The 18,494-nt window shown below is 46.0% G+C and carries 16 protein-coding genes; 7 read left to right on the top strand and 9 right to left on the bottom strand.

Annotated features, from left to right (window positions below):
• Position 1: 1 nt before the first annotated feature.
• From lytF to Y79_RS0114825, 3 genes are all read right to left on the bottom strand, one after another.
• Positions 2–1,459, bottom strand: coding sequence for a peptidoglycan endopeptidase LytF (gene lytF / locus Y79_RS0114835; RefSeq protein WP_016938400.1), 1,458 nt, complete (start codon positions 1,457–1,459; stop codon positions 2–4).
• Positions 1,460–1,637: 178 nt separating this feature from the next.
• Entirely contained in the window at positions 1,638–2,072 is a 435-nt protein-coding gene (gene nsrR / locus Y79_RS0114830) for a nitric oxide-sensing transcriptional repressor NsrR (RefSeq protein ID WP_016938399.1), read from the bottom strand.
• Between the two features lie 133 nt (positions 2,073–2,205).
• Positions 2,206–3,720 (bottom strand): mechanosensitive ion channel, encoded by a 1,515-nt coding sequence (locus tag Y79_RS0114825; protein ID WP_016938398.1) that lies wholly within the window; start codon positions 3,718–3,720, stop codon positions 2,206–2,208.
• Between the two features lie 173 nt (positions 3,721–3,893).
• Between Y79_RS0114825 and Y79_RS0114820 the strand changes: the two genes are divergently transcribed.
• Positions 3,894–5,300 (top strand): SpoVR family protein, encoded by a 1,407-nt coding sequence (locus Y79_RS0114820; RefSeq protein WP_016938397.1) that lies wholly within the window; start codon positions 3,894–3,896, stop codon positions 5,298–5,300.
• A gap of 35 nt (positions 5,301–5,335) precedes the next feature.
• Here Y79_RS0114820 and Y79_RS0114815 read toward each other — a convergent pair whose 3' ends face one another.
• Positions 5,336–6,715 (bottom strand): alkaline phosphatase, encoded by a 1,380-nt coding sequence (locus tag Y79_RS0114815; RefSeq protein ID WP_016938396.1) that lies wholly within the window; start codon positions 6,713–6,715, stop codon positions 5,336–5,338.
• A gap of 460 nt (positions 6,716–7,175) precedes the next feature.
• Here Y79_RS0114815 and Y79_RS0114810 point away from each other — a divergent pair, with 460 nt between their 5' ends.
• Positions 7,176–8,000, top strand: coding sequence for a C40 family peptidase (locus Y79_RS0114810; protein ID WP_016938395.1), 825 nt, complete (start codon positions 7,176–7,178; stop codon positions 7,998–8,000).
• Between the two features lie 68 nt (positions 8,001–8,068).
• Here Y79_RS0114810 and Y79_RS0114805 read toward each other — a convergent pair whose 3' ends face one another.
• The gene (locus Y79_RS0114805) at positions 8,069–8,944 is read right to left on the bottom strand and encodes a LysR family transcriptional regulator (RefSeq protein ID WP_016938394.1); all 876 of its coding nucleotides are present in this window, start codon (positions 8,942–8,944) and stop codon (positions 8,069–8,071) included.
• Between the two features lie 109 nt (positions 8,945–9,053).
• Between Y79_RS0114805 and Y79_RS0114800 the strand changes: the two genes are divergently transcribed.
• The 4 genes from Y79_RS0114800 (at position 9,054) to Y79_RS0114785 (ending at position 14,338) form a co-directional block, all read left to right on the top strand.
• Positions 9,054–10,157 (top strand): citrate synthase/methylcitrate synthase, encoded by a 1,104-nt coding sequence (locus Y79_RS0114800; RefSeq protein ID WP_029575335.1) that lies wholly within the window; start codon positions 9,054–9,056, stop codon positions 10,155–10,157.
• A 79-nt stretch (positions 10,158–10,236) separates the two neighbouring features.
• Positions 10,237–11,106 carry an SDR family oxidoreductase gene (locus tag Y79_RS0114795; RefSeq protein ID WP_016938392.1) on the top strand — a complete coding sequence of 290 codons (870 nt, stop codon included), beginning with the start codon at positions 10,237–10,239 and terminating at the stop codon, positions 11,104–11,106.
• A 354-nt stretch (positions 11,107–11,460) separates the two neighbouring features.
• Positions 11,461–12,858: a branched-chain amino acid transporter BcaP gene (locus Y79_RS0114790; RefSeq protein WP_016938391.1), complete on the top strand. Its 1,398-nt coding sequence runs from the start codon at positions 11,461–11,463 to the stop codon at positions 12,856–12,858.
• 124 nt (positions 12,859–12,982) lie between these two features.
• Positions 12,983–14,338 carry a sodium-dependent transporter gene (locus Y79_RS0114785; protein WP_029575334.1) on the top strand — a complete coding sequence of 452 codons (1,356 nt, stop codon included), beginning with the start codon at positions 12,983–12,985 and terminating at the stop codon, positions 14,336–14,338.
• A 41-nt stretch (positions 14,339–14,379) separates the two neighbouring features.
• On the opposite strand, the gene Y79_RS0114780 is transcribed toward Y79_RS0114785, so the two are convergent.
• From Y79_RS0114780 to sigM, 3 genes are read right to left on the bottom strand one after another with little or no spacing between them, the layout of a single operon-like run.
• The gene (locus Y79_RS0114780; protein ID WP_003155315.1) at positions 14,380–14,670 is read right to left on the bottom strand and encodes an anti-sigma-M factor; all 291 of its coding nucleotides are present in this window, start codon (positions 14,668–14,670) and stop codon (positions 14,380–14,382) included.
• Positions 14,658–15,731, bottom strand: coding sequence for an anti-sigma factor (locus Y79_RS0114775; RefSeq protein WP_016938389.1), 1,074 nt, complete (start codon positions 15,729–15,731; stop codon positions 14,658–14,660). The genes Y79_RS0114780 and Y79_RS0114775 overlap by 13 nt, the downstream gene beginning before the upstream one ends.
• Entirely contained in the window at positions 15,724–16,215 is a 492-nt protein-coding gene (gene sigM, locus Y79_RS0114770; protein ID WP_003155312.1) for an RNA polymerase sigma factor SigM, read from the bottom strand. The genes Y79_RS0114775 and sigM overlap by 8 nt, the downstream gene beginning before the upstream one ends.
• A gap of 238 nt (positions 16,216–16,453) precedes the next feature.
• Here sigM and Y79_RS0114765 point away from each other — a divergent pair, with 238 nt between their 5' ends.
• Positions 16,454–17,053, top strand: coding sequence for a lysophospholipid acyltransferase family protein (locus Y79_RS0114765; protein ID WP_016938388.1), 600 nt, complete (start codon positions 16,454–16,456; stop codon positions 17,051–17,053).
• Between the two features lie 45 nt (positions 17,054–17,098).
• Here Y79_RS0114765 and Y79_RS0114760 read toward each other — a convergent pair whose 3' ends face one another.
• Positions 17,099–18,433, bottom strand: a complete 1,335-nt coding sequence (locus Y79_RS0114760; protein WP_016938387.1) for a hemolysin family protein — start codon at positions 18,431–18,433, stop codon at positions 17,099–17,101.
• Positions 18,434–18,494: the final 61 nt, after the last annotated feature.

The following is an 18,494-nucleotide window of genomic DNA, read 5'->3' as shown; positions in this document are numbered from 1 at the left end:
ATCAGAAGAATCGTTTCGCTCCGAGGTAGCGCTGTTTCCAATAGGAATTGTTCATGCTGGAGATGACGACACCCGAATCGTTGGCATTAATAAACTGTCCGTTTCCGAGATAAATGCCGACGTGAGAAGGTCCGGCTTTATAAGTTGAGAAAAAGACAAAGTCACCGACCGCCGGCTGGCTGACTGATGTCATCGTATTCCAGTAGCCTGCGGCTGAAAGTCTGGATACGGAAGTGACCTTATTAAGAACGTAATAAATAAAACCGCTGCAGTCAAAGCCTCTCGGCGTTGTCCCGCCCCATACATACGGTACACCCAGCTGAGCTTTTGCGGCATCGATCATTACATTAATCTTCGCGCTTGTTGAACCTGTGCCGCCTGTGCTGCCGGACTGATTCGGTGTCGTGTTTGACTGCTGTCCTGTAATCGTCAGCTTCTGTCCGATTTGAAGCACATCTGTTTTCAGATTGTTTTTCTCGCGGATCTGCTGGGCGGTTACATTGAATTTTTGGGCGATCACCCATAAAGAATCCCCGCTTTTGACGGTATATGTAGTGGTTTTCCCTGTATCTCCGGACTGGTTCGGAGATGACGGTGAAGACGAAGAGCCGGAAGATGACGTTTTTGTCAGCTTCAGCACTTGTCCGACCCGCAGCATGTCTGACGTCAGTTTATTGATGCTTCTGATTTGCTGAACCGTCATATTGTATGCGTTTGCGATCTTCCAGAGCGAGTCTCCGCTTTTTACTGTATAAGATGATGTTTGCGTCTGGTTTTGATTTTTGTTTGAATTGTCTTTTGACGGCTTGTTTCCCGAAGGAGATGTTCCTTTTATTTTCAGAACCTGGTTTACGTAAATCGTATCCGTTTTTAAGTTGTTTAATACTTTAAGTTCCGCAATGGACATATGAACGCTGTTTGCGATCTTCCAGAGCGAATCGCCGAGTTTGACTTTATATGTCCCGGAAGATGAAGATGACTGATTTTTACTGCTGTTTGAGCTGCTGCCCGGCACGGTTTTTGTCTTGTCGGTGCTTGAGGAAACTTTCCCCTTCACTTGCAGCTTCTGTCCTGCGCGGATTAAGTCGCTTGTCAGACCGTTCAGTTTTTTCAGTTCCTGTACGGACATTTTAAAATCAGACGCGATCAGCCACAGCGAGTCTCCGCTTTTCACCGTATACACACTTGTCGTCTTGCCGCTGTTCTTTGAAGATGGCTTTTTGCTGCCGGAATCTGATTTGCCGTTAGGGATGGTGAGCGTCTGCCCGATGGAAATAACGGTGGATTTTAGATGATTGGCTGATGTAATGGCATCCACGCTTGTATTGTAGTTTTGGGCAAGCTTCCATAATGAATCTCCGCTTTTAACCTTAATCGTTTGTGCTTCTGCCGGTGTTACAGCTAACGCAGACCCGACGATCGCAGATGCAGTCAAACCGACCGCTACCTTTTTTTTCATAGTGAATCTCCCTTTTCCTGCGATGATTTTACTATCCCCATTCGTTGCAGCCGCAAGGTGAGGATAACAGTAATGATAATCTTTATATCGGCACTTGTCTGCAATCATTTATCATATTAGTAGAAATAGTTCTTTTTTCTTATGCAGGCATAAAAAAAGAAGGAATGCGGGCATTCCTTCAGCTTCTGAGCAGTCTCATAATCTCCTCTTTATTTTTGACCAGGTCCCTTAACGTATATTTGTCTAAAACAGCCAGGTAAGCTTGCAGGGCTTCATTCAGCAAATTCTTTAAGTTGCAGGCGGGAGATATGATACAGAGATTTTTTTGGGAGTCAAAGCATTCTACGATGTTGAAGTCGTCTTCTGTATTTCGAACGACTTCTCCAATGTTAATGTCTTCCGGTTTCATTCCTAATCGGATTCCGCCTCCGCGGCCCCGGATCGTTTCCACATACCCGAGCTGTCCGAGACGGTAAATGACTTTCATGAGGTGGTTTTTAGAGATGGAATATGTGTCGGCGATTTCTTTTATGTTGGAAAGTTCTTCGGAATGTCTGGAAGCCAAAAAAATCAAAACGCGTAAAGAATAATCGGTATAGTTCGTTAATTTCATAGAATGACCTCGAAAAAAGAGATTTTGCTTCTGTTACAGTTTATCATATAGGATTTCAAAATGAAAAAAAAGGAATTTGCCCATCAATCTCAAAAAAAAACGTGCGCTCCTTCCGAGCACACGTTTTTTTCGTTTAAGACATCGGCGGTTTACGGTCATCAGCCGATTGATGTTTTTCAATTTTGCGGTCCAACTTCGACAGATAACGGGAAGCAAATTCTTTTCCGCCAAGACCGAATGAAAGTCCGAAGGCAAGCGCGAAACCGCCAAGAATCAGAATAAATGCGGCATTTACGATCGTGTCGGCGACACCGAGCTGATCCAGCGCCATAAAGATTGAGAGCGTGATAATCGTATATTTCGCAAGAGGCGCCAGGAATCTGAATTCTTTTCCGCTCAGCATGCCGACAAGCAGTCTGCTGACAAGCTGTCCGGCCAAAAGCCCGATTCCGAGAATAAATACAGCGGCCAGAACATTAGGCAGGTAAGCGATAATCCCGGTCGCAATGACGACGAGAAATTCAAGATGAACCAGCTGCAGCGCTTCTGCCGTAAAGAGCAGGACGATGATGATCTGCGCAATCATGCCGACAGTTTGAGAAAGCGTAAGCTTCGGACGGTCCGCCTGTTCAAAGCCCATTTTTCCGAGAAGAGAGTCAAAGCCGGCCCGGTGCAGCAGCCCTGATACAATACTGCTTACCCATTTTCCGATCCAGATGCCGGCGATGATCAGCACAATACCGATGATGATATTAGGAAGCATTGTGAAGACCGTGTTCAGCATGGCTGAGGCCGGTTCAGAAATGCCCGCAATATCAAGCCGGTCAAGCGCAGAAATGACCACCGGAATAAAAATCAGCACGTAGACAATCGTTCCGATGATTGCCGACAGGCTTGTATCCTTCAGGTAAATAGAAAGCCCCATACGTGCGGCAAGTCTTTCCGTGCCGATACTCGCCAGAAAGTTTGTGACGATATCACGGACGAGACGGGCAACAAGCCAGCCGATTAAGACAATAAGCGCCGCGGCGAATAATTTCGGTATAAAGGATAACACGCTTTGGATCATATGTGTAAACGGCCCTGATACTCCGCTGATTTGAAGAGCGGACAAGACGCCCGGCAGGAACAGGAGCAAGACGAAATAAAAAACGATTCGTGAAGCGGCCGTAACGGACTTGCTCATCTCCGCCTCTTCAGAAACCATGGTCCATTTTCTGATCCAGCCGTTTGCAGCCAGTTTCATGCCCGCTTTTTTGACGAGATAGCTGAAAAGCGAAGCAGCCGCCCATCCCAAGAGCAGAATCAAACCGGCTTTTAAAATGCTCGGCACAGCCGCCGTTATCGCCGACAGCATGCTGACAAAAGGCGAAGCCACGGTTGTCAGATGCAGAATGTTAAAGAATAGAATAAAAACGATAATTAAAGCGATAAAATAAATGACTTTACTGATGACTTTTTCCGAGGAATAGCGCGCCGGCTTTTTTTCGGCGAACAGCCTGTCGTCGATTTTTGTTTTTTGCAGGCCTTTGTATACGGCTTTTTCAATGATTTTCGCAACGCCCCAGCCGATAAGCAGGACGAGCAATGCAATGATCAGATTCGGCAGTTTGCTGAGATACGTGGTAAGCATGTCTGCTGTGTTCAAGTAGAATCGCTCCTTTTTCTTTTTTTATGGGGTATGGTGTGTGTTTACCCACTTACATATAAAGCAAACGGGACGGATGTGCCGAAAGTTTTCAGACGGAAACCCGCCTGTTATTTCATCTTTTGAGAGGAGGGGTCATACATTATAAATAAGTCCAAGTAGGGGGGATTCGGTTGAACGCGGAGGAGACAAAAGGTTTACAGCGGGCAATTGAGGAAATAACCGACATTGCGAAGGGATTCGGCCTTGATTTCTACCCGATGAGATACGAAATTTGCCCGGCTGAAATTATTTATACATTCGGCGCGTATGGCATGCCGACGAGATTCAGCCACTGGAGTTTCGGTAAACAATTTCACAAGATGAAACTCCATTATGATCTCGGTTTGAGCAAAATTTATGAACTTGTCATTAATTCCAACCCTTGCTACGCTTTTTTGCTGGACAGCAATTCGCTGATCCAAAATAAATTAATTGTAGCCCATGTTCTGGCCCATTGTGATTTTTTCAAACATAACTGCCGCTTTCAAAATACGAACCGGGACATGGTTGAGAGTATGGCGGCTGCGGCGGAGCGGATTAAGCATTATGAAAGAATTCACGGGATAAAAGAGGTGGAGTCCTTTTTAGATGCCATTCTGGCGATTCAGGAGCATATCGATCCGTCGCTCGTCAGGCCGAAGCTGCAATGGAGCGTTGATGACGAAGATGAGGACGAAGAGGAAACTGCGCCATCGCCTTACGATGATTTATGGGGAATGGATAAGCCGAAGCCGGTGAAAAAGAAAAAAGGGAAAAAAGCGTTTCCGCCCCGGCCGGAAAAAGACATTCTGCTGTTTATCGAGGAGCATTCGCGGGAGCTCGAACCGTGGCAGCGAGATATTTTAACCATGATGAGAGAAGAAATGCTGTATTTCTGGCCTCAGCTGGAAACAAAAATCATGAACGAAGGCTGGGCATCCTATTGGCATCAGCGGATTATCCGCGAGCTTGATTTAACTTCAGATGAAGCCATCGAATTTGCGAAACTGAACGCAGGCGTCGTTCAGCCGTCAAAAACGGGAATCAACCCGTATTATTTAGGGCTGAAAATTTTTGAAGACATCGAAGAGCGCTACGACAACCCGACAGAAGAAATGAAAAAAACAGGGGTAAAGCCCGGTTCCGGCCGTGAAAAAATGTTTGAGGTCAGGGAAATTGAATCAGATATTTCTTTTATCCGCAATTATTTGACGAAAGATCTCGTGCTGCGAGAGGATCTGTATTTATTCCAAAAGCAGGGCAGGGACTATAAAGTGATCGACAAGGAATGGAAGGCCGTGCGCGATCAGCTCGTGAACATGCGGGTAAACGGCGGGTTTCCTTATCTGACCGTCAATGATGGGGATTATCTGAAGAATAATGAGCTTTATATTAAGCATTGGTATGAGGGAATTGAGCTTGATCTGAAATATTTGGAGAAGGTGCTGCCGTACTTGTACCAGCTGTGGGGCAGGAGCGTGCATATCGAATCAGTTCTGGAAGATAAGGAAGTGATGTTCTCGTATGACGGCAAAGGAGTGCACCGGAGATATCTGTAAAGAAAAAGGATGCAGGGAAACCCCGCATCCTTTTTTTATTTGCCGTTTTTCAGAATGTGAAAGATCTTTTTAGCCTGATCCGTGTTGTTTAATAGGCCTGTAAAAGATTCTTTTCCCGGGCCGTATGCGTAAACCGGAACTTCTTCGCCCGTATGATCGCCGGTTGTCCAGCCGCTGTTGGTTTTCGCATTAAAGAGCTTAATGATCGCTTTATAGGCGCCCTTGTCCTTATCCTGCTTTGCCGTAGTTTCGATCTGGTTGATTTCGGCTTTTGAGCATTTCAGGCCGGTATAACGCGCAAGCACGGAAGATACGGATTTGCCCGCTTTGATTTGATCAGCCATAAATGCCGGTGTTTTTTTCGCGGCAAGAATCGGTTCAACATGCCAGTTTTTATCGTTATTCGCGCCGATCGTCAATCCGCCGGTCGTATGATCAGCAGTGGCAATGACAAGCGTATGTTTGTCCTTTTTGGCAAATGCGATCGCTGCTTTATACGCTTTTTCAAAATCCTTCATTTCGCTCATTGCGCCGACGATATCATTGTCATGACCCGCCCAGTCAATTTGGCTGCCTTCGACCATTAAGAAAAACCCTTTTTTATTCTTATTCAGTCTGTCGATCGCCGCTGTTGTCATGTCTTCTAATGAAGGCACGTCGTTTGAGCGGTCGATTGCTTTGGCGAGTCCGCCATCGGCAAACAGGCCGAGAACGTTTTTATTGCGGTCCTTTTTAAGTTCCTGTTTTGATGTCACGTAGCTGTATCCCGCTTTTTTGAAATCCTTCGTTATATTGCGGTCTTTACGGATAAAGTTTGATTTGCCGCCGCCGAGGAGTACATCCACTTTCTGCTTTCCGTTGATGCGGTCATCAAAGTAGCTGCTGGCGATTTCATCCATATTTTTTCTTGATTTGTTATGCGCGCCGAAAGCCGCAGGGGTGGCGTGGGCAATCTCTGAAGTTGCGACAAGTCCGGTGGATTTGCCTCTTTGTTTCGCTTCTTCGAGGACAGATTTTACCCGCTTTCCTTTTTTATCGACTCCGATCGCTGCGTTATACGTTTTCACGCCGGTGGCCATTGCCGTGCCGGCCGCCGCGGAATCGGTGATAGTGGAATCAGGATCATTAGGATAAGTCATCATCATGCCGGTGAGATTGGGGTCAAATGCAGTCAGCTTCATGCCGTCTGAAGGCTTTCCTTTGTTAATGACCGAACGGTAGGCGTTCATGTATGGCGCTCCCATTCCGTCTCCGACCATGAAGATGACGTTTCTGATCTCATTTTTGTCAGGCTGTTTTTTTGCCGCAGCCTGTTCGGAGTGCTGAAATCCCGCACCCGCAATCAAACCGGCTGTCAGCACGGATACGGCTGCCGCCGGCAGAAGTTTTGACCGAACCTGTTTAAATAGACTCATTCTCAAATCGTCCTCCTTTAATCGTGGTCTGCATGTCTAATGGTAGGGGATGTTTGTAAAGAACGCCTGTCCCTCCTGTAAATTTCAGGTGAAACATTGTTAGAAATGTAAATTCTCAAGTAAGGTTATGTTTTCAAGAAAAAGTAAAAATCATTCACTATTTCAAAAAAGATGAGGGTTTTTTTAACAAGGGGTAATGTGGAAAATAAATATCTTTATTTTCCAAAACACGAGGATCACAGGAAAAAAACATGACAAAAAGACTCTTTTTTCGTCACGTTTGAAATCAAATTGAAATATTTAATACCCTTAAAAACTTTTTTTAAAAACGAATTAGTAAGAAATTTGTCACGGGAAGTCAAGTCTATTTCTAGTGGAAATTGAACCTTATAATAGGAAACAGATAAAAACTTTAAAAAAGAGACTTATAAAATAGATAGAATTATTCAGGGAGGAAAAAATGAAAAAGCAACTTGTTACAGCAACGACGGCAGTGGTTTTAGGGACGACTTTGTTTGCGGGTGCGGCATCTGCGCAAACAATTAAGGTAAAAAAAGGCGATACATTATGGGGACTTTCAAATCGGTACGGAACGTCAATTAATTCCATTAAATCTGAGAATAAATTAAAATCGGATATCATTTACATCGGCCAGAAGCTTTCGATCAATGGTAAATCATCTTCAGGTTCAAATTCGGGCAGCAAGTCATCGTCGTCTACATATAAAGTCGTAAAAGGCGACAGCCTTTGGAAAATTGCGAATAAATATAAAATGACGGTAAACCAATTGAAAAGTTTAAACGGTTTAAAAACGGACCTGATCCGCATCGGACAAGTTCTTAAAGTAAAAGGATCAACTTCCGGTTCAGCGTCTTCAGGATCTTCGTCATCAAAGAAGCCTTCATCCAGCCATAATATTGCACAGACGAGCCTGAATGTAAACAAGCTGATTTCTGATGCGCAATCTTTAATCGGCACGCCGTATGTATGGGGCGGAACAACGACTTCCGGCTTTGACTGCAGCGGATTTATCTGGTACCTGCTGAACAAACAGACGAGTGTCGGAAGAACAAGCACTGCGGGTTACTGGAGCTCAATGAAGAGCGTGTCCAGTCCGTCTAAAGGCGACTTCGTCTTCTTTACAACCTATCAGGCCGGCCCTTCACACATGGGCGTGTACATCGGAAACAACAAGTTCATCCATGCCGGTTCTGACGGCGTCGCAACAAGTGATCTGAATAACAGCTACTGGAAGCCGCGCTACCTGGGCGCGAAAAGATTCTAGCAGCCAGAAAAACCCGTTCATCAGAACGGGTTTTTTATTTAGACGGAACAGCGCTCCATTTGTTTCACCTAAAAATGAAAATGTGATAAAAAATCTAAAAAGGTTTTCTTTTTTTCATTTTCATGGAGGGCGATGGCGTAGGCGCCCGCGCTCGGCATCTGGGCGAAATCGCACGGGATTTCTATCATGCTGCCTTCGGCGAGTTCGGCCCGTACCGCTGACAGCGGCAGAAATGAGACGCCCAGCCCCTCTTTAATAAATCGTTTCGTAATATGCGTCTGTGTCACCTTCATCGTTCTGACAAAGGGGAACTGTATTCTGACCTGACGGAGCAAATCATCCCAATAGTCAGGATGGTTATGGGTCAAAAGCAGGTATCGTCCGAGCAGGTCTTTCACTTCATCCGCTTTCCCTGATCCTGGTTTACGGCCGGGGGGCACGACGAGCACAACGGGGTCATTGTACAGGGGACGGCATGTGAGGGAAGATGATTGCACCTTTAAGCAGCTCAGTCCGATATCGGCTGAGCCGTTTCTGATTTGAGTGGCGATTTCTTCCGATTCGTAAATGGTAACCGTCATCTCGGTCTCTTTATTGTCCTCTGTGTAACGCTTCATGACAGACGGAAGAACGGTGTCGGCGATAAGCGGCGAAACAGCGAGCGTCAGCGTGTGGAAGTAGCCTTGACGCACCCTGTGCAGCTCCGCCATGCTGTTTTCATAGTCTTCCAAAAGCCTCATGGCAAACGGAACGTATGCTTTTCCTTCCTCAGTCAATTGTATTTTCCGGCCGCTTCGCTGAAACAGCTTACAGCTGATTTCTTTCTCTAATAATTTTATATGAACGGTGACGGTCGGCTGGGATAAAAAAAGTGTTTCCGCCGTTTTTCTGAAATTCTCATATTTTGCTGCGGTGACGAAGGTGTGAAGCCATTTAAAATCCATAGATGCACTCCTCTGATTAAAAGTTTTAATTAATTCCCTTAAAAATATTCATTATTTTTTAAATATTATATTTACTATAATAACAGAAAGAGGATAAGGGGGAATGAAATTGATTTATCATGGATTAAAAGGAATTACTTGTGCAGAAACGGCGATCAGCCACATTGACGGAGAAAAGGGGCATTTGATATATCGCGGATATAACGCGAAGGATATCGCGCTCCAATCCAGTTTTGAAGAAGCGGCGTATCTCATCTTAAACGGAACGCTTCCTGATGAGCAGCAATTGCTTGCGTTTCAAGAAAAACTTGCAGCCGAGCGCGGGCTGCCGAAACATCTCATCGACCTGCTGGAAACGCTTCCGGACGATATGGACGATATGGCGGTGCTGAGAACAGCTGTTTCAGGTTTGGGGACAGATTCATTTACATATCCGCCTAAGCCGGAAGAAGCGATTAAACTGATTGCCGTCACACCGACGATTATTGCGTACAGATACCGCCGTAAACAAGGGCAGGAAGCACTGCCGCCTGAGGCGCGATACGGGCACGTTGAAAACTATTTGTACATGCTGACCGGCAGGCAGCCGTCCGAAGCTCAAAAGAAAGCGCTTGAAACGTATATGATTCTGGCGATGGAGCACGGGATGAATGCATCGACTTTTTCAGCGAGAGTCACCGTTTCCACTGAATCCGACTTAGTGTCTGCCGTCACTTCCGCACTGGGCACGATGAAAGGGCCGCTGCACGGAGGCGCGCCTTCCGGTGTAACGAAAATGCTTGAAGACATTGGACAAAAAGAAAACGCAGAAGCATATTTGACAGCGAAGCTTATGAGGGGAGAGCGCCTGATGGGCTTCGGGCACAGAGTATACAAAACAAAAGATCCGCGGGCGGAAGCATTGCGCATAAAGGCTGAAGAGGTGGCCGGAAATGATCCGTCGCTTGATTTGGCGCTTTATGTGGAGAAGGAAGCCATCCGTTTATTAGAGCAATATAAGCCGGGACGGAAGCTGTATACAAATGTAGAATTTTACGCGGCGGCTGTCATGCAGGCTATTGATGTGGATAATGCTTTGTTTACGCCGACTTTCTCGGCAAGCCGAATGGCGGGCTGGTGCGCACACGTGCTTGAACAGTCAGCTGACAACATGATTTTCAGGCCGTCTGCGCAATACACCGGAGCCTTTCCCGAAACGGCTCAGCAGCTTTAAGCACCGGCATATTTGTCCGTTTAGTGATCCGCACTCCGTGGTATCGTCTCAGTAATACCAAATGCAGGAGTGTGAGAACATGAATCCGATGGACAGACAGACAGAAGGTCAAAAACCGCAGGTGCAAAACCGCCAGCCCGGCACTGAGTCAGAAATGGAGCCGAAACCGCTCTTGGAGGACCCGGATGTAAAAGGATCGGGCAGACTAAAAGGAAAAGTCGCCGTCATCACGGGCGGAGACAGCGGCATCGGCGCAGCGGCTGCGATTGCTTACGCGAAGGAGGGAGCGGATCTTGCCATCCTGTACCTTGACGAACATGCCGATGCCGAGAGAACGAAAAAGCGTGCGGAAGAATGCCAGGCCGATTGCCTGTTAATTCCGGGAGACGTCGGGGATGAGGCCCATTGTCAGAAGGCGGTCCGGCAAGTCTTAGATCACTACGGAAAAATTGATATTCTTGTGAATAATGCCGCTGAGCAGCATCCGCAAAACGGGATCCTTGATATTACGGCTGAACAGCTGGAGAAGACCTTCCGCACAAACATGTTTTCCATGTTTCATATGACAAAGGCTGTGCTGCCTCATCTGAAAAGAGGGAGCGCCATTATTAACACAACATCTATTACCGCTTATCAGGGCGATACATCATTGATTGACTATTCGTGCACGAAAGGCGGCATCGTTTCCTTTACACGTTCGATGGCGATGTCATTGGCCGATCAGGGGATCAGGGTAAATGCAGTGGCCCCGGGCCCGATCTGGACCGCTTTGATCCCTGCGACGTTTACTGAAGAAAAGGTGGAAAAGCACGGTCTGGATACCCCGATGGGAAGACCGGGACAGCCTGCTGAACACGCCGGAGCTTACGTACTTTTGGCTTCAGACGAATCTTCCTATATGACAGGGCAGACCATTCATGTAAATGGAGGCAGATTTATTTCAACATAATCCTTAAGTCTTATCCCGCACTTTTAAAAGTGCGGGATTTTTATTTATTTCTATATAATGTTAAAAAAACGCTGTCGTCAGGTCGATCGTGAATTCAAAGATGATAATAGGCGTTAACCCGCTGTAATAACGGGACGTTTTCCCATTCATGTTCTGTTTTGTTCATACAATAAATTTAATATATAGAATTTTCAAAAAAGTTATTTTCATTTTTTTATTTTTCGTTATAATATGATGTAGGAGAAAGGAATGATGTGCTGAAACATTTCATGCGAAAAATAAGAATTTAGTCATTATCGTTATTTTTATCTGAATATTCTAACATAAGAGATTGATATACAAGGAGTGAAGCAGATGAAGGGGAGCATATTCAGAAAGAAAAGCATTCAGGACCTGCTTGCCGCAACGGGCGGCGAAAAGTCGCTGAAAAGAGAGTTGGGGGCCTTTGATCTGACCCTTCTCGGGATAGGAGCCATCATCGGAACGGGTATTTTTGTTTTAACCGGAACAGGGGCAGTTACGGCGGGACCTGGGCTGACCGTTTCATTTGTCATAGCCGCTTTAGCATGTTTATTTGCGGCTTTGTCATATGCTGAATTTGCTTCAAGCGTCCCGGTTTCAGGTTCCGTCTACACATTTACTTATGCGACATTGGGTGAACTTCTCGCGTTTATCATCGGATGGGATTTAATCTTGGAATATATGCTCGCCGTCAGCGCGGTTTCGGTCGGCTGGTCCGGTTATTTTCAATCATTTTTGGCGGGATTCGGCATCCATCTTCCGACCGCATTGACGGCCGCTCCGGGTTCTGTTAAAGGCATAGTCACATTCTTTAATCTTCCGGCATTTGTTATTGTACTTGCGATTACATTCCTTCTCTACTTAGGCATTAAGGAATCGAAGCGGGTCAATAATATTATGGTAATTCTGAAAATTCTGGTTGTTTTATTATTTATCGCCGTTGCGGCCGTATATGTCAAACCGCATAACTGGCAGCCGTTTATGCCGATGGGGTTCGGCGGTGTTTTCAGTGCCGCGGCGCTCGTTTTCTTCTCCTTTATCGGTTTTGACGCCGTCTCTTCCGCCGCAGAGGAAACGAAAAATCCGGCGAAGGATCTGCCGAAAGGAATTATTTTTTCATTAATCGTCTGCACCGTGCTGTATGTGACCGTATCGGCGATTATGACGGGCGTTGTACCGTTTGCCGGTTTTGAAGGCGTTGACCATCCCGTTTCTCTCGTCCTGCAGATGGCGGGTCAGAATTGGGTGGCCGGGATTATTGATATCGGCGCAGTGTTGGGAATGACGACGGTGATGCTCGTCATGCTGTACGGCCAAACGAGGGTGATGTTTGCCATGTCCCGTGACGGTTTAGTGCCGGGGGCGCTTTCAAAAGTCCATCCGAAGCATAAAACGCCGCACGTGGTGACGTGGGTGTTCGGTATTCTGTCGGCATTGCTGGGAGCGCTCGTCCCGCTTGATGAACTGGCGAAGCTCGTAAACATCGGCACGCTCGCCGCGTTTGTCATGATTTCCGTGGCGGTTATCGTGCTGAGAAAGAAACAGCCTGATCTGCCGAGAGCTTTTAAATGTCCGGGAGTTCCCTTTATTCCGATATTGTCCATTCTGTTCTGCCTGTTTTTGATTATTAACCTTGGCGCCGCCACTATCATCCGTTTCTTTATCTGGCTGATCATAGGTCTGGTGATTTATTTCTTATATTCGAGAAAGCATTCGAAATTAAACGGATAATTGGCAAAAGGAGCGGTATCTGCCGCTCCTTTTATGTTTTTCAGAATAGTGAAACATATTGAAATGGGCTTAAGTTATCGCGGCGAATAAGGGATAATATAGGGCGGAAGGGAAGTGGAAAGTGGTGTCTGACCAAAAAAGGGTTCAATGGGCCTCAAAAATAGGATTTATTATGGCCGCCGCCGGTTCGGCGATCGGCCTGGGAGCCATTTGGAAGTTCCCTTACGTAGCGGGTACGAACGGGGGAGGCGCTTTTTTTCTTGTATTCGTCCTCTTTACCGTGCTTTTAGGCTATCCGCTTTTGCTCGGTGAATTTATTTTCGGAAGGCGGAGCCAGACAAATGCGATTGATGCCTACAAACAAGCCGCGCCGAAGTCGGTATGGCACCTTACGGGTTATGTGGGTGTGGCGGCCTGTTTTTTAGTTTTGTCTTTTTACAGTGTTGTCGGCGGGTGGATTTTGCTCTATGTGCTGAAAGCCGTTACCGGTTCTTTATCCGGGCTCACTCAGGAGCAGTACGGCACGGTATTCGGGACGGTCATTGAAAATCCGCTCCAGACTCTCGCCGCGCAGCTGGTATTTATGATCATGACGGTAGCGGTCGTCGCAAAAGGCGTGCAGAAAGGGATTGAACGTGTCAGTGCGGTGCTGATGCCGATTTTATTCGTGCTGTTTCTGCTGCTTGTGCTGCGTTCTGTCACGCTTGATCATGCCGTTGAGGGAATTAAATTTTTATTGGTTCCGCACTTTGAAGATTTGACGCCGGAATCCATTCTTTATGCTTTAGGACAGGCGTTTTTTACATTAACGCTCGGCGTATCGGTCATGGTGACGTACAGTTCGTATCTGCCGAAAACCCAAAACCTTCCGGGATCGGCGGGTTCCATTGTTATCATGAATGTGCTCGTCACGCTGTTTGCGGGACTGGCCATTTTTCCGGCGGTTTTTTCGTTCGGCTTTAAACCGGATGAAGGGCCTACACTGCTGTTTACCGTACTGCCGGCTGTGTTTGACCGGCTGCCGTTCGGCTCGCTGTTTTTTATCAGCTTTCTGGCGGTCTTTTTCTTTGCCGCACTGACTTCGGCCTTTTCGATGGTGGAAATTATCGTGGCGACTGTAGGGAAAGGTGATGAAACGAAAAGGAAGAAGCTGTCGTGGACAAGCGGTCTGCTCATTTTCTTAGTCGGAATTCCGTCGTGTTTATCATACGGTGTTCTCAGTGATGTTCATTTGTTCGGAAAAACGTTTTTTGATCTGGCGGATTTCACAGTGAGCAATGTGCTGATTCCGCTCGGCGCTTTATTAATATCAATCTTCATCCCGCTGAAAATACCGAAGCGGGAGCTGTTCGCCGAGATGAAAAGCGGTTCCGCCATCGGCTATCGTTTCTTTCAGCTGTGGTATTTCCTTCTGAAATATCTCGTGCCGCTGGCTATCATCGTCGTATTGCTGCATTTAATCGGCGTTCTTTCATTTTAAAAAAACAGGCCCCGTAAAAAGGGCCTGTTTTTATTTTATGGTTAAAAACCGAATTGCAGATTCGTATCAACGGCAACGATCGTATATACACAGACAATGACGAAAAGGTTGAGGATGACGCCGAGCAGCCCCGGGCCCGTCCGGCCTTTTTTAATAAACAGCTCAATGATGCCGAACGGCACGGCGGCCATCGCAAACGGCAGCATCTGATAAGAATAGAAAGTTACATTGCTGATGATTGCCACGTTCAACAGCAGCAGCGACAAAATCGCGGTACCGACTGATATCCAGCCGAAAACATTATGCTCTTTAAAAATTCTTACCAATTCCATAATTCCACCTCACCGATGTTTGCTGCTTTTACTGTTTTGTTTTTCAGCAGACGTTCGATTTCTTTTGTCGGCCCCGTCACGACAGAGCCGTATACATTCATTCCGTGATGTTCGACATAGTCGATTCTGCTGCTCAGGTTCATGTCTTTGCGTTTCGATATCGCATGCGCCCATTTTTTATGGCGGGACATAAATTCAAGAGCGCTGGTGAATTGTTCTCGGTCTGTCTGTCCCTGCGCTTCAAAAGAGGAAGCCATCTTAGAATCTTTCCCGGGAAATCCTAACGGCTCGGCATAAGGACTGTCTTTCAGATTTTTCTCCGTTTCAACCGCGTTCCATAAAAACTTCACATCGTATTTTTTAAAGGCTGAATATACTTGGGAAGAAGGGTAGGCCCGGTCATAGGAAAGATAGACCTCAGCCACGCTGCCTTCAGGCAATTTTTTTAATGTCTGTCCGGCTTTGTCGACCGTACGTTTCTTTAAGCCGGAAGGATGGGCGAAATAATGCTTTGCCTGTGCCGCGTCTAAATCATAGTAGTTCACGGCAGGCGATTTGACCGTATCTAAAAACATTTCAATCCGTTCTCCGCCGACGGATTTCGTTTTTGTGCCGATCTGCTTTTGCAGCGGAAATTCCGTATTCATTCCAAACAGCTTCACCTGGCTTTTCAGCCCGGAGGTATCGACGAGGACGTTCGGCATTGTGGTCGCCACCGTCACGGCCGCGGTCTCCATTAATTGATTACCGGTGCTTTCTTTTCCTCCCAAACCGTAATAGAGGTAGCTTCCTAAAGTGCAAAGCGGCAAAATCATCAAAGTGGAGATGACGGCGAGAACTGAAATCCGCAAATACGATTTGCGTTTTCCGTATGATAAAATGGCTTTCTGTTTTTCGGGGCTGATGCCGACGTCCCATTCCCGGTCGTCCTGCATTTCGCTTTCAATCAGCTCCTGATAGACTTCCAGCTTTTCCAGCTCTTCTTCAAAGGCGGCCATTTCCCGGTCGCTCATTTCTCCATTTTTGTATTGGTAAAAACGCTTTTTAAATTCTTCATTCATCATTAACACCTCTATTATAAAGTGCTTTCAGCCGCTGTCTGGCACGAAATAAAACACTTTTAAAATTAGCCTCTGAAATATTCATAATATGGGATGCTTCTTTGTAATTCAGTTCTTTTAAATAATACAGTGTTAAGGCCTCCCGATAATTGTCGGGAAGTTCGGACATATACCCTGTCAGCACTTCCTTGATTTCAATCTGATGAGCCGGGCTTTGCACAGCCGTCTGAAAAAGGCTCCCAATTAAGTCATCGGAAATGGTCACTTCCTTCTTATGTTTTCTGACATAATCTATAAACGCATTTCTCGCCACTTGAAAAAGCCATGGCTTTACTTTGCTGTGGTCGTAGGAGTGAATGTGTATGTATGCCCTCATAAAGGTTTCCTGCAGCAAATCTTCAGCGAGATGCTTGTCTTTAGTCATGGAGAGCAGGAACCGGTAAACATCATTCATATACATTTGGTAAATTTCATCGATCGTCACTGCCTTTTCTCCCCTCTATGTTATACACGCATAAGAAAGGTTTAAAGTTGCACGTTCCATGCAAACGGCTTAATTTCATTTTCACCTCATCAAACACCATTTCTCTATAGTACCCAAAATCCGTCATAAAAGATAGAGATCGGCGGAGGAAAAATATATTTATTAGTACCAGGTAATAAAAAATATTGTTATAATAGAGAGAGAACACTTTTGATCATTACAACAAAGGAAGTGCGTTATGTATAAGTTTTGTGCAAATGCCATCAAATTCATTCTTTCTCTGCGCGGAGGAGTCAAAGTATACAATAAAGAGAATCTTCCGTCTGATAAAGGATTCGTTATCGCGTGCACGCATGCGGGCTGGGTGGACGTCCTTACGCTCGGAGTCGGAATATTGCCTCATCAGATTCATTATATGGCGAAAAAAGAGCTGTTTCAGAAAAAGTGGGTCGGAAGTTTTTTGAAGAAGATTCACGCGTTTCCGGTTGATCGTGAAAATCCTGGTCCGAGCAGCATTAAAACGCCGATTAAGCTTCTGAAGGAAGGGAAGATTGTCGGGATTTTTCCAAGCGGCACGAGAACTTCTGAAGACGTCCCGCTGAAAAGAGGGGCCGTGACTATCGCCCAAATGGGGAAAGCGCCGCTCGTTCCGGCCGCATACAGCGGACCGTCTGCGGGAAAAGAACTGTTTAAAAAGGGAAAAATGCGGCTTATCATCGGCAAGCCGATTTTTTTGGAGGACTTTGCCGACCTTGCGCCGAAGGAGAGGCTTGCGGCCATGACAGAAGAGCTGAATGCCAGAATTAAAGACCTTGAGAAAAAATTGGAACAAATGTAAACAAAAAAGCTTGCCGTCTGTATCAGACGCGCAAGCTTTTTTTGGTTATGCTTCTTTTTGTTCAGCGGTTTCCAGCAGTTCATCAAACGCCAGTTTTTTCACTTCGATATATGCGACGTGATGGCCGTCAATTTCATTAATAATAAATTCACAGCCTTCTTCGATAATCGAGTCGTATTGTTCGACGTCGTATTTCTGTGTAAGGAACCAGCCGCCGATAGTGTCGACTTCGTCATTTTCCAAATGGATGCCGAGCAGTTCGTTCACTTGATCAATCAGAACCTTACCGTCAAGCATGTAATGGCCGTCGCCGAGTTTGCGGATTTCGTTGATTTCATCTATATCAAATTCATCACGGATTTCCCCGACGATTTCTTCGATGATGTCTTCAACGGTGACAAGTCCCGCGGTTCCGCCGTATTCGTCCGACAGAATCGCCATATGAACCCGCTCCTTCTGCATTTTCACAAGCAGGTCGTGAATCGGTGCCGACTCAATTACATGGATGATCGGATTGACAAATTCAGTAATCGGCGAGTCGACTGATACCTCGCCGCTGATGCAGGCGGTCAGCACTTCTTTAATGTTAATGACGCCGATAATATTATCTTTGTCACCCTCTTCGACAGGGTAACGGGTATATTTTTCAATCTGAATGATGTCCATCATTTCAGAAATTTTGATATCATGCGGCAGACTGACGATTTCCGTACGCGGAATCATGATTTCTTTTGCAAGTCTGTCGTCAAATTCAAAGATTTTGTTCACGTATTTAAATTCAGACTGGTTGATTTCACCGCTTTTATAGCTTTCCGATAAAATGATGCGCAGCTCTTCTTCAGAGTGGGCAAGCTCGTTTTCTGACACCGGCTCCAGGCCGAACATCTTCGTTAAAAGACGGGCGGAGTTGTTCAGAAGCCAGATAAACGGGAACATGATGCGGTAAAACCAAATGAGCGGTTTTGAAAACAGCATCGAAACGGCTTCCGCTTTTTGGATGGCGACTGTTTTCGGCGCTAATTCTCCGACGACCACGTGTAAAAACGTAATGACCGCGTAGGCGAGAATAAATGAAATAATGTGCGATAATGAGCTTGGTACATTTATCTTTGTGAAAAGCGGATGAAGCAGGCGTTCAATCGTTGATTCGCCTAAGACACCAAGACCAATTGAAGTCAATGTTATGCCGAGCTGGCACGCTGATAAATACTCATCTAAATGCGTGGTCACTTTTTTGACACCGATTGCGGCTTTATTTCCTTCTGCTATAAGCTGGTCAACCCGTGAGCCTCTGATTCTGATTATCGCAAACTCAGATGCTACGAAAAATGCCGTCAGCGCGATTAAAACCGCGACTAAAATCAAATTCACAATGTCCAATTAGAACCTTCACTCCTTTTGGGAAGATGAAGGTAACACCTCCTGTTAGTAAGATAATGGT

The organism is Bacillus siamensis KCTC 13613, assembly GCF_000262045.1.
GTDB lineage: Bacteria > Bacillota > Bacilli > Bacillales > Bacillaceae > Bacillus > Bacillus siamensis.
Note: the sequence above shows the minus strand (reverse complement) of the source record. Positions and strands in the feature narration are given on the sequence as shown.